This is a genomic window from Streptomyces sp. NPDC058683, assembly GCF_042716195.1.
Lineage (GTDB): Bacteria > Actinomycetota > Actinomycetes > Streptomycetales > Streptomycetaceae > Streptomyces.
The window spans coordinates 135,372-146,665 of record NZ_JBHXSK010000002.1 but is presented as its reverse complement, the minus strand read 5'-3'; the positions used below and the strand labels follow the sequence as shown (position 1 = coordinate 146,665).

The following is an 11,294-nucleotide window of genomic DNA, read 5'->3' as shown; positions in this document are numbered from 1 at the left end:
CGCACCGCCTCCCGGGGCCGCAGACCGCTCGCGGTCGCGATGGTCGCCGGGGCGGCCGCGTCGCTGCTGACCGCGAGCCCCTCGCAGGCGGCGGCCACCGCCCTGCCCACCGGCTTTTCCACGCTCACCAACGCGGCCAGCGGCAAGTGCCTGGACGCCAGGTCGGCCGCCACCGCGAACGGCACGGCCGTGCAGCAGTACACCTGCAACGGCAGTACGGCCCAGCAGTGGAGCTTCACGACCACCACGGACGGCTACGTCAGCATCAACAACGCCAACAACACCAGCCAGGTCGTCGACATCACCGGCGTCTCCACGGCCGACAACGCGCTGGCCCAGCTGTGGACCTACGGCGGCGGAACCAACCAGCAGTGGCTGCCGGTCGACGAGGGCGGCGGCGCGTACCACTTCGTCAACCGCAACAGCGGCAAGTGCCTCGACAACCCGGCCGCCTCGACCGCCGACAGCGTGCAGCTGGTCCAGTACACCTGCAACGGCAGCGCCGCCCAGCGCTTCCAGGTGGCCGCCGTGAACCCGCCGTCGTCCGGCGACCCCGACTTCGGCCCGAACGTGGTCGTGTTCGACCCGTCGATGTCGGCGTCGACCATCCAGAGCCGCGTGAACACGATCTTCTCGCAGCAGGAGACGAACCAGTTCGGCTCCCAGCGCTACGCCGTGATGTTCAAGCCGGGCACCTACAGCGCCAACGTCAACGTCGGCTTCTACACCCAGGTGCTGGGCCTCGGTCTGACCCCGGACGCGGTCAACGTCAACGGCGCGGTGCACGCCGAGGCGGACTGGTTCCAGGGCAACGCCACGCAGAACTTCTGGCGCGGTGCGGAGAACCTCTCCGTCACCCCGACCGGCGGCTCCGACCGCTGGGCGGTCTCGCAGGCGGCGGCCTACCGCCGGATGCACCTGCGCGGCAACCTCGCGCTGGACGACGGCGGTTGGTCCAGCGGCGGTCTGCTCGCCGACAGCAAGATCGACGGCCAGGTCAACTCCGGCAGCCAGCAGCAGTGGCTGACCCGCAACTCGCAGCTCGGCAGCTGGACCGGCTCCAACTGGAACATGGTCTTCGTCGGCAGCCAGGGCGTCCCCGGCACCAGCTTCCCCAACCCGCCCTACACGACGGTCGCGCAGACCCCGGTCACGCGGGAGAAGCCGTTCCTGTACGTCGACAGCGCCGGCGCCTACCAGGTGTTCGTACCGTCACTGCGCTCCAACTCCAGCGGCACCAGCTGGGCTTCGGGCTCGCCGGCCGGCTCGTCGCTGTCCATCGACAGCTTCTACATCGTGAAGCCGGGCGCGACCGCCGCGCAGATCAACGAGGCCCTGGCGGCCGGCAAGAACCTGCTGGTGACGCCGGGTGTCTACCACCTCAACCAGACCCTCCAGGTGAACCGGCCCGACACGGTGATCCTCGGTCTCGGCCTGGCCACCCTGATCCCGGACAACGGCATCACCGCGATGAAGGTCGCGGACGTCGACGGCGTGAAGGTCGCCGGTCTGCTCTTCGACGCGGGCACCACCAACTCGCCGTCCCTGATGGAGGTCGGCCCGACCGGCTCCTCCGCCACCCACACGGCCGACCCGACCTCGCTGCACGACGTGTACTTCCGCGTCGGCGGCGCGGGCGTCGGCAAGGCGACCAACAGCCTCGTCGTCAACAGCGACAACGTGATCGGCGACCACATGTGGATCTGGCGCGCCGACCACGGCTCGGGCGTCGGCTGGACCAGCAACACCGCTGACACGGGTCTGATCGTCAACGGCGACAACGTGACGATGTACGGGCTGTTCGTCGAGCACTACCAGAAGTACCAGACCATCTGGAACGGCAACGGCGGGCGCACGTACTTCTACCAGAACGAGATGCCCTACGACCCACCGAACCAGGCGTCCTGGATGAACGGCTCCACCCAGGGCTACGCGGCCTACAAGGTCGCCGACTCGGTCACCAGCCACCAGGCCTACGGGCTCGGCAGCTACTGCTACTTCAACGTCAACCCGGGCGTGGTGGCCGCGCGTGCGATCGAAGCGCCGACCAACTCCAACGTCCGCTTCACCAGCATGCTGACGGTGTCCCTCGGCGGTACCGGCACCATCAGCCATGTCATCAACAACACGGGAGGACCGTCGAACTCCTCGACCAACGTGGCGAACCTCGCCTCGTACCCGTGACCGTCGCTCCCTGAGCGGAACACGGGTGCCCCGGCGGACCTCCGCCGGGGCACCCGTGTCTTTCAGGACGGGGCGTTGTGCCGGGGCTGTGCCGTCTGTGCCGGGGGCTGGTCCTTGGACTCCTTCGGGTCCTGGCGGTCCTGGTCGGGCCGGTGGCCGCCGCGCAGGGCGGAGGCCACGGCGGAGACCAGGGCCATGCCCGCGGCCACCCCGAACACGATGGCCAGGCCGTGGTGGAACGGACCCGAGACCAGCTGCGGGAAGAAGGTGTGGCCGGTCAGGACGGACCGCTGGGCGCTGGTCACGTGGTCCAGGACGCCCTCGGAGGAGAGCAGGTGCTGGATCGGGTTGTTGCCGAGGAACGTCGCGAACAGCGTGCTCACCGGCGGCAGTGAGGCGGCGTGCGCGGCGGAGGCGGCCGGCACGCCGTGCGCCATGAGCCCGCTCTTCAGCGTGTCCGGGAGCGAGGAGGCGAGGCCGGAGACCATCAGCGAGAAGAAGACGCCGATGGACAGGGCCGTACCGGAGTTCTGGAAGGTCGAGCGCATGCCCGAGGCGACCCCCCGGTACTCGGCCGGGACGCTGCCCATGATGGAGGACGTGTTGGGCGCCGAGAACATGCCCTGGCCGAGCCCGTTGAGCAGCAGCAGCGCCGCGAACAGCCCGTAGTCGAAGTCGACGGGCAGCGCGAGCAGCCCCAGGAACGACAGCATGACGACGACCAGGCCGGCGGTGGAGAAGAACCGGGCGCCGAACCGGTCCGACAGATAGCCGGAGACCGGGCCCGCGACGAGGAACCCGACCGTGAGCGGGAGCATGAAGATGCCGGCCCACAGCGGGGTGTCCTCGAAGTCGTAGCCGTGCAGCGGCAGCCAGATGCCCTGGAGCCAGATGATGAGCATGAACTGCAGGCCGCCGCGCGCAATCGAGGTCAGCAGGGCGGCCACGTTGCCCGCCGCGAACGCCCTGTTCTTGAAGAGCGTCAGGTTGAACATGGGATCGGCGACCCGCGTCTCGATGACACAGAAGGCCAGCAGCAGACCGACGCCGCCGATCAGGCCGGTCAGCACCCACGGGTTCCCCCAGCCGGTGGCACTGTCGCCGTACGGCTGGATCCCGTACGTGATCCCGGCCAGCAGGATACCGGCGCCCGTCGCGAAGGTGATGTTGCCCAGCCAGTCGATCCGGCCGGGCCGGCCCGTCGAGGTCTCGCGCAGGCTCAGGTACGACCAGATGGTGCCGGTGATGCTGACCGGGACGCTCACCCAGAACACCGCACGCCAGTCGACGACGGCGAGCAGCCCGCCCGCGAGCAGCCCGAGGAACTGGCCCGCCAGCGCGGTGATCTGGTTGATGCCGAGCGCCATGCCGCGCTGCCGGGTGGGGAAGGCGTCGGTGAGGATGGCGGCGGAGTTGGCGGTGAGCATGGACCCGCCGAAGGCCTGCACGATCCGCCACAGGATCAGCCACATCGCGCCCGCCCCCGCACGGAACGGGTCGAGCGAGAGCGCGACCGAGGCACAGGCGAAGATCAGGAAGCCGAGGTTGTAGATCTTCACCCGCCCGAACATGTCGCCGAGCCGCCCGAGCACGACCACCAGGACCGCGGAGACCAGCAGGTACCCCAGGATCATCCAGAGGAGATAGCCGATGTTGCCGGGCGCGAGCGGGTCGAGGCCGATGCCGCGGAAGATCGCCGGCAGCGAGATGATCACGATCGACGCGTCCATCGTGGCGATCAGCACACCGAGGGTGGTGTTCGAGAGCGCGACCCACTTGTAGCCGGGACCGGGAGGGGTGTCCTTGTGGCGGGCCGAGCGCAGGGGGCCGGGCCACCCGCGCGCGCTCACAGGTGTTCCGCCAGCCGGCCGAGGAGCGGCACGGCCGCCCCGAGGGTCGCGCGCTCCTCGGCGGAGAACGTGTCGAGGACATGGGCGAGCCGCTGGACCGATTCGGAGCGCCGCTCGGCGAGCATGGCCCGCCCCTCCTCGGTGACGGCCGCGATGCTCCGCCGCCCGTCAGCGGCATCGGGGGTACGGCGGACCAGGCCGCGCTGTTCGAGCTGGGCGAGGGTGGCCGCCATGGCCTGCGGCCGCACCCGCTCCATCTCGGCGAGCGACGTGGGGGAGTCGGGTCCGTCGGCGGCCAGCCGGGCGAGCACGGACACGCCCGACAGCGATACGTCCCCCACCGCGTGGGCCTGCCGCAGCCGCCGCGTCATACGGCCCACCGCGAGCCGGAGCTCGTAGGCGAGCAGGGAGGCGTCGCTCGGATCGCGGGTACCGCCGGCATCGGAGGCTATGTCTGTCTTCACATGTACTAATACTAGGTTTATCAGTCTGGACTGCTCAACCAGCCATAAGTAAATATGCCTGACCGGGGGGCGGGTCTCAGCTGCAGGTGAGCTTGCCTGCCGTGGCCTTGGCCGTGAGGATGCGGTGCACGGAGGCCGCGACCGTGGTCCGGAAGGAGGCGCTCGTCGCCATCCGGGCCTGCACGCCCTGCACCATCGCCGGCACGGTCGACGCCTTGACCGTGAGGATCATGTCGCCGCCGGCGGTCAGGAAGTTCACCGCCCGCTGGGCCGGGGTGTAGGCGCGTACCGCGACCGCCTGGCCGACGTCGTCGGTGATGACGACTCCCTTGAAGCCGAACTTGGTGCGCAGCAGCGAGTTGATGACGGTCGGCGAGAACACGGCCAGGTGCTTCGAGTCGATCTTGGTGTACTTCGCCGAGGAGACCATCACGAACGGCGTGCCGGCCGCGATCCCGCTGCGGAACGGCTGGAGGCTCGCGCTGGTGGCGGTGGTCACCGAGTCGACGACGTTCGCGGTGGTGTCGGTGTTGCCGGTGACCTGGCCCAGCCCGGGGAAGTGCTTGAAGGTGGTCATGACCCCGGCCGTGCGGAAGCCCGCGGCGAAGGCGCCGGTGCCCGAGGTCACGACGGCGGGGGTGTGGCCGTACTCGCGGTAGTAGCGGCCGATGGGAGCGTTGCGGGTGCCGAGGCTCGCGGGCACCACGTCGGCGACCGGGGCGAGATTGAGGTCGAGACCCGCCGCCTTGAGCTGCTTGGCCCAGGTCTCGGCGCGGGCGCGCAGGGTCGTCGTGCTCCACGTGCCCTGGGTCAGGGCGTTGGGCATGACCGAGAAGCCGGGGCCGCTGAGCACCTGGACCTGTCCGCCTTCCTGGTCGGTGGACACGAGCAGCCCGACCCGGTGGCCGGCGACCGTGTCCGCCTGCGCGCGCACCCCGTCGACGATCTTCTTCGTCGCCGTGGTGCCGGCGGAGCTGCGCCCGGTCAGCATGACGGACCCGACATGGTAGGTACGCAGGGTGCGCAGGTCCGTGGTGCTGGGGTGGGCGGCGGCGACCCCGCCCATGAACAGCTGGCCGACCCGCTGCGCCTGGGTCATTCCCGTGTAGACCTTGTCGGCGCAGGTGGTGGCGGCGGACACGCGGTGGGCTTCCTCCCCCGCCGCCGGGGCGCTGCACGCGCCGACGGCGAGCAAGGTGGTGGCGAGCCCGACGGCGGTGCGCCGGGCAGCGGGGCCGCGGCCCGCGGGCCGGCGGACAGGTGTCGCCATGATGCGCTCCTGACTCGTGAGAGGTGCAGGCCACGGGGGTCGGCGGGGCCGACGCACGGCATGGGACCCTGCGTGGCTCGAAGCCGCCCCGGCGGCTCACGTTACGCCGAACGGGTGCGGTGCGCGCTGTGGCCGGCCCGATGGCCGAGACTCCGCCGCCCGGACGGGAACACCGGCCCGCGGCGATCACTCGAACAACGCCAGCCGGGCGGTGACGCGCTTGCCCACGGGCTCCCGTCGGGCCTCGAAGTCCCGCACCACCGCCAGCACGATCTCCAGGCCGTGCTGACCCACCCGGCCGGCGTCGGCCGCCCGGGCCGGCGGAAGTGTCGGATCGGTGTCCCACACCTCGATCTCCAGCGTGCCGTCGGCGACACCCAGGCGTAGCAGCACCGGCCCCGGCGCGTACTTCAGTGCGTTGGTGACGAGCTCGCTGACCACCAGTTGCGCCGGCTCCACGGTGCGGGCCGGCACCGGCAGCCCCCGCTCGGTCTCGGCGCGCCTCAGGAACTCCGCTGTCCGGTCTCGCGCGTCGGCGATACAGCCGTTCGCTCCGTCCAGGGCGATGGTGGCGTCGGCGGATGCGGCATCCGCCGTCCGGCAACACTCCTCGGGCGGGACGGACTCCCTCCCGGCGAACCGCGATACCCCGTTCATGGGTGCGCGTCTACCCGGCGATCCGCCGGGGCACTCCCGCCCCGCCCGGATCCGGATGCCCCGTCTCGCGCCTCGCACTCCGCGTTCATCGAGGCAGGTGTCGTCGTCGGTGTCGGATCTGCCATGGGTCGGCAGGCGGTCCACCTGCTGCTCCAGGGTCGACGGGCATCCGCGTGGCCCCGTGCTGGTGCCCTGATGACAGGACGGGGGCCTCGGCACTGGCGGGCGAAGGGGAGCGGCGCCGGCGGCCCGGTCGGTCGACGGCGTCAGCCGTGCGATCAGGGGTACCCGTCCCCACGGAGGTGTCTGATGTTCGAAGCAGGTGATATCCGAGAGTGGCGCGGTCACGATGTGGTCGACGCCTCCGGGCACAAGGTCGGCGTCCTGGAATCGGTCTATGTCGACACCGCGACCGACCAGCCCTCCTACGCCACCGTGACGGTCGGTCTGCCCACCCGTCGCCGCCTGGTGTTCGTCCCGCTCGCGAACGCGACCGTCGGCCCGGGCTATCTGAAGGTCGCCTACGACAAGGACACGGTCAAGAAGGCCCCCGCGATCGACACGGACGGCGAGCTGCCGGCCGAGCAGGAGCCTGCGGTCTTCGCGCACTACGCACTCGACTACACCCCGGGTGCCGGCGGTGAACGCCGTCTCGCCCGCCGCTGAGCCACGGAAGCCGACCTACCGAAGCCGGCCTAGCGAAGCCGGCCTACCGAAGCCGACAGCCGACAGGAGTGCCGATGAGCCTGTTCCTGCTTCTGATCCTCGTGGCCCTCGTCCTGGGCATCATCGGGTTCACCGCTCACGGACTGTTCTACCTGCTGATCATCGGTGCGGTGGTGCTTCTGGCCGACCTCGTGTACGCCGCGGTCAGACTCCGGCACGCGGGACGGCGCCGCGTGGCCCGCTGACCGTCACCTGCCGGTCTCGGTGACGGTGAAGAGCCGGATGGCGCCGGTGATCGTCAGGAGCCGGCTGACGGCCGGCCGCAGGGGGCCGATCAGCACCAGTTCGCGTCCGGTGGCCCGATGGCGGAGACGGGCCTCGATGAGGGCGTTGAGGAGCATGCTGTCGGCGAAGGTGACCTGCGTCAGGTCGACCGCCGTCACGGGCATCGCCGCACGATCGGCCGCCTCCCAGGCCTGTTCGAAGCCCTCCGCGTCGGCGTAGTCGATCTGACCGCGCACGGTGATCACGAAGGTCTGCTCGCCGCGGTCGATATGCACTCTCAGTTCGGGAGCCGCGGGCATCGCGCCATCCTCGTGTCAACGTTCGGTCTCGGGATTCACGAGACCTATCGCACAGTTCGTACAGTTACCGCGCATCGCATCAATACAGGGGTACTCGGGCGGGGCAAGAACGGCACCAAGGACTGTTGTCGTTTGACAATAATAGCCATGAGGCAACAGAGTAGCCGAGTCGGACGTACGCGGGGAAGGACCTGGAATGTTCCGGTGGACAGGGACCGCCCCTGGCGCCGGTCGCCATCGTCACGGAGCGGTGGTGGCACCGGTGCCGTGAAGGGTTGTTCAGGCGGTCCGGCTGTCGGACTCGGGGGCCTCGTCGGGTATCTGCGTCGCCGCGGTGGCGCAGAACGCCTCGAGCCCCTCCAGGAGGGCGACACGCTTGGCGGCGGGCATGTCCGCCAGCACCTTCTGCAGCTCACTCTCCCGGCGGGCACGCAGATCGGCCAGGAAGGAGCGGCCCCGGCCGCTGAGATGCAGCCGTACCTCGCGTCGGTCCTCCGCGCCCACCACGCGCTCGATGAATCCCGCGGCCTGTAGCCGGTCGCACAGTCGGCTCGTGGACGGAGGGGTGGAGGCCAGGGACTCGGCGAGAGTGCGCAGGTTGATGCCGTCGTGGTGCTCCAGGATGTGCAGCACCCGCAACTGGGAGGCAGAGGTAGGCGCGGTCGAGGCACGGCCCCACACAACTTCCAGCAGCTCAACGGCCTTGGTGGTCACGCGTGCGACCTCGTCGGGCTCTGGGCGGCGGCGGAAGGCAGTCACGATCACACTCTCGCAGGCACTGGGGCACCTTTCAGCCTACTAGGGGCCCCAGCCCCCACGGACCCTCCCCGGAACGACCGACGCGGCTCTTCGCGAAGCCCCGCCCACGCGGCCGGGCCCGCACGTTGCCGGGAGAAAGAATGGTGCATTCCTCATCGTGAACAGATTCCAGACCGCTGAGCGCGCCGTGCGCACAGCGGCTCCCCACGAGTTGCTCGACGCCGTCCGCGTCGTGCTGACCGAGCTGTACGGAGCGGAGGCCGTCGAGCTCTTCATGGCCGACTACGGCCTGACGGCACTGCAGCCGGTGTCGGTACGGCCGCACAACCTGGTACCGGTGCCGGTCCACGGCAGCCCGGCCGGCCGGGCCTTCGGTTCGCAGGAGCCCTACTGCGAAGAGGGGCAGGACCTGCGGATGCGCGTCCACCTGCCGGTCAGCGTGCGCGGCGACCGGCTCGGCGTGCTGTCCGTGACACTGTCCGGCGGCGACGCGGCACGCGGGTGTGTGTCCGAACTGGCCGAGATCGCCGATGTGCTGGCGCACGAGGTGCTCGTGGCCGAGCGCGACACGGACCTGTATCTCCAGGCCCGGCGCAAGGACCGGCTCACCCTGGCGGCCGAGATGCAGTGGCAGTTGCTGCCCGGTCGCTCCTGTACCCGGCCCGAGTACGACCTGGGTGGCCAACTGGAGCCCGCCTACGCGGTCTTCGGCGACAACTTCGACTGGTCCGCCACCGCCGATCGCCTGATGCTGTACGTCACGAACGGCATGGGCGAGGGCATAGAGGCGGCTCTGCTGACCAGCCTCGCCATCAACGCCCTGCGCAACGCGCGCCGCGCCGGAATCTCCATCGCCGACCAGGCGGCCCTGGCCGACCAGGCCGTCTACGCCCATTACCGAGGCCGCCGCTATCTGTCCGTCCTCATGTTCGACTTCGACCTGGACACGGGGCGGGTCAGTGTCGTGGACGCGGGCTCCCCACAGCTCCTGCGGCTGCGTGGCGGAACCGTCGAACGCGTCCCCTTCGAGGCGCAACTGCCCCTGGGCATGTTCGAGGAGACGGACTACGTGGCGCAGGAATTCGAGGTCGAGCCCGGAGACCGGCTCGTCTTCGTCAGCGACGGCGTCCACGCGGTGCACTCCCCGAAGGGCGAGGCGTACGGAGACCGGGCGCTCGCCCGGGCCATCCACTCCACCCGGCTGTTGCCGGCCGCCGAGGTGCCCCGCGCCATCCTGCGCGAACTGGCAGGCCACCGGGGTGAAGCCGTCATGGCCGAGGACGACGCCTTGGCCGTCTGTCTGGACTGGCGAGGGCGCCCCCAACCGTCCTGACCCGCTGTGCGGGTTTTCGTCCGCTGCCCTGCGGCTGCCCTGCCGCGGGAACGCCCGGCGGGCGAGGCCGGTCGGCGGCGGAGGACCTGTCGCGCCGAGCGTGAGGGGCGTCCGGCCCGCGGCGCCGTGCGGTCCGGGCCCGTTCTCCGCCCCGTCCAGGCAGCGCCAGGACGACACGTCGACAAGGCGCTGCCGCGACAGGTGCCGATGCGTTTCCGCCGACGGGCGTCCGGCTGCGTGCGGCCCTGCCCGTGGACCGTCCGTCACGGCAGCACGGACCTCGCGTCCGATGCCGACCGGCCGCTGCCCCGGTCGGCACGGCCGCCGGGGCCGACGCGCCGGGCCCGGTCAGGGACCGGAGCCGTGACGTCCCCGCGCTCCACGGTCCTGGGCGGCCAGAAACCCCTGGAGCCCGTGCCCGAGAGCCTCCCGCTCCGCCGGCTCCATGGCCCCGAGCACGACGGCCAGGGCGCGCGCTCTGTGCACGGCCACCTCGTCCAGGATCCGGTGGCCTTGCCGGGTCAGGAGCAGCCGTACCTCGCGCCGTCTGTGCGGATGCAGCACGCGCTCCGGCAGACCGGCCGCTTCCAGCCGGTCGCACAGCCGGCCGGCGGTCGGCAGCCCGATCCTCATGCCCACCGCCAAGGCGGTGAGGTTGAGGCCCGGCTCGTCCTCCAGAATCCGCAGCGCCCGCAGTTGGTGCGGCGACAGGCGCAGATTCGCACTCTGCGCGGCGTCCGACCACAGGTGGGTCAGCCGGTCCACGGCGTCGGCCGGCGCCGAGGAGAGGGAGACCGGACCGTCGCGCGGTCCGCCTGATCGTTCGTCCCTGGAGCCACTCGGACCGGTCACGGAGGCATCGCTTTCAGAATCCCGCTGCCCTTGCAGGTATCACCTACGCAAACGCCGTACCCGAAGAGCCACCGGGCAAGCACTCCGTAGGCTGATCCCGGCTGTTCGTGGGGTGGGGGTCCGGGGTCTCCGATCAGCAGGAGTTCTGCAGTACCTGGGAGATGCTGCCCGGACGCGTGACTGGCGATAAGCTGTCCTGAAAGCCCTTGACCTGCAAAAACGCAGGCAGGGAGCCTACTTCGCAGGAGTCCTTCGATGCTGCGCACCATGTTCAAGTCCAAGATCCACCGAGCCACCGTCACCCAGGCCGACCTGCACTACGTGGGATCGGTGACCATCGACGCCGACCTTCTCGACGCCGCCGACCTGCTCCCCGGCGAGCTGGTCCACATCGTCGACATCACCAACGGCGCCCGGCTCGAGACGTACGTCATCGAGGGCCGGCGGGGCTCCGGGGTCGTCGGGATCAACGGGGCGGCCGCCCATCTCGTCCACCCCGGCGACCTGGTGATCATCATCAGCTACGCTCAGGTCACCGACGCCGAGGCGCGTACGCTTCGGCCGCGGGTCGTGCACGTCGACCATGACAACCGCGTCGTGGCACTCGGTGCCGACCCGTCCGAGCCGGTACCGGGCTCGGACCAGGAGCGCAGCCCGCAGGCCGTATCGGCCTGA

The 11,294-nt window shown here is 70.5% G+C and carries 12 protein-coding genes; 5 read left to right on the top strand and 7 right to left on the bottom strand.

Translation table 11 applies throughout. The annotated features are described in order from the left end of the window. Positions 1–39: 39 nt before the first annotated feature. On the top strand, positions 40–2,184 hold the full coding sequence (locus ACFWXC_RS02775) for an RICIN domain-containing protein (protein ID WP_384472522.1): 2,145 nt from the start codon (positions 40–42) through the stop codon (positions 2,182–2,184). A gap of 62 nt (positions 2,185–2,246) precedes the next feature. Here the strand turns inward: ACFWXC_RS02775 and ACFWXC_RS02770 are convergent, their stop codons facing one another. The 4 genes from ACFWXC_RS02770 to ACFWXC_RS02755 all read right to left on the bottom strand — a co-directional run bounded on the left by ACFWXC_RS02770 (position 2,247) and on the right by ACFWXC_RS02755 (position 6,425). Further along, positions 2,247–3,914: an MFS transporter gene (locus ACFWXC_RS02770; protein ID WP_384472519.1), complete on the bottom strand. Its 1,668-nt coding sequence runs from the start codon at positions 3,912–3,914 to the stop codon at positions 2,247–2,249. A gap of 116 nt (positions 3,915–4,030) precedes the next feature. After that, on the bottom strand, positions 4,031–4,498 hold the full coding sequence (locus ACFWXC_RS02765) for a MarR family winged helix-turn-helix transcriptional regulator (RefSeq protein WP_384471917.1): 468 nt from the start codon (positions 4,496–4,498) through the stop codon (positions 4,031–4,033). 76 nt (positions 4,499–4,574) lie between these two features. Continuing rightward, on the bottom strand, positions 4,575–5,768 hold the full coding sequence (locus ACFWXC_RS02760; protein ID WP_384471915.1) for a glycoside hydrolase family 3 N-terminal domain-containing protein: 1,194 nt from the start codon (positions 5,766–5,768) through the stop codon (positions 4,575–4,577). Between the two features lie 186 nt (positions 5,769–5,954). Further along, positions 5,955–6,425: an ATP-binding protein gene (locus ACFWXC_RS02755; protein ID WP_384471912.1), complete on the bottom strand. Its 471-nt coding sequence runs from the start codon at positions 6,423–6,425 to the stop codon at positions 5,955–5,957. Between the two features lie 309 nt (positions 6,426–6,734). Between ACFWXC_RS02755 and ACFWXC_RS02750 the strand changes: the two genes are divergently transcribed. Together ACFWXC_RS02750 and ACFWXC_RS02745 are read left to right on the top strand one after the other, a co-directional pair. Then, positions 6,735–7,091: a PRC-barrel domain-containing protein gene (locus ACFWXC_RS02750; protein ID WP_384471909.1), complete on the top strand. Its 357-nt coding sequence runs from the start codon at positions 6,735–6,737 to the stop codon at positions 7,089–7,091. Positions 7,092–7,165: 74 nt separating this feature from the next. After that, the gene (locus ACFWXC_RS02745) at positions 7,166–7,336 is read left to right on the top strand and encodes a hypothetical protein (RefSeq protein WP_384471906.1); all 171 of its coding nucleotides are present in this window, start codon (positions 7,166–7,168) and stop codon (positions 7,334–7,336) included. 3 nt (positions 7,337–7,339) lie between these two features. On the opposite strand, the gene ACFWXC_RS02740 is transcribed toward ACFWXC_RS02745, so the two are convergent. After that, the gene (locus tag ACFWXC_RS02740) at positions 7,340–7,675 is read right to left on the bottom strand and encodes an STAS domain-containing protein (RefSeq protein WP_384471903.1); all 336 of its coding nucleotides are present in this window, start codon (positions 7,673–7,675) and stop codon (positions 7,340–7,342) included. A 279-nt stretch (positions 7,676–7,954) separates the two neighbouring features. Beyond that, complete coding sequence (locus ACFWXC_RS02735; protein WP_384472516.1) at positions 7,955–8,389, bottom strand: MarR family transcriptional regulator; 435 nt, start codon at positions 8,387–8,389, stop codon at positions 7,955–7,957. 202 nt (positions 8,390–8,591) lie between these two features. On the opposite strand from ACFWXC_RS02735, the gene ACFWXC_RS02730 reads away from it, so the two are divergent. After that, complete coding sequence (locus tag ACFWXC_RS02730) at positions 8,592–9,767, top strand: PP2C family protein-serine/threonine phosphatase (protein ID WP_384471900.1); 1,176 nt, start codon at positions 8,592–8,594, stop codon at positions 9,765–9,767. A 348-nt stretch (positions 9,768–10,115) separates the two neighbouring features. On the opposite strand, the gene ACFWXC_RS02725 is transcribed toward ACFWXC_RS02730, so the two are convergent. Beyond that, on the bottom strand, positions 10,116–10,619 hold the full coding sequence (locus tag ACFWXC_RS02725) for a MarR family winged helix-turn-helix transcriptional regulator (RefSeq protein WP_384471897.1): 504 nt from the start codon (positions 10,617–10,619) through the stop codon (positions 10,116–10,118). A gap of 255 nt (positions 10,620–10,874) precedes the next feature. Between ACFWXC_RS02725 and panD the strand changes: the two genes are divergently transcribed. After that, entirely contained in the window at positions 10,875–11,294 is a 420-nt protein-coding gene (gene panD, locus ACFWXC_RS02720) for an aspartate 1-decarboxylase (RefSeq protein ID WP_384471894.1), read from the top strand.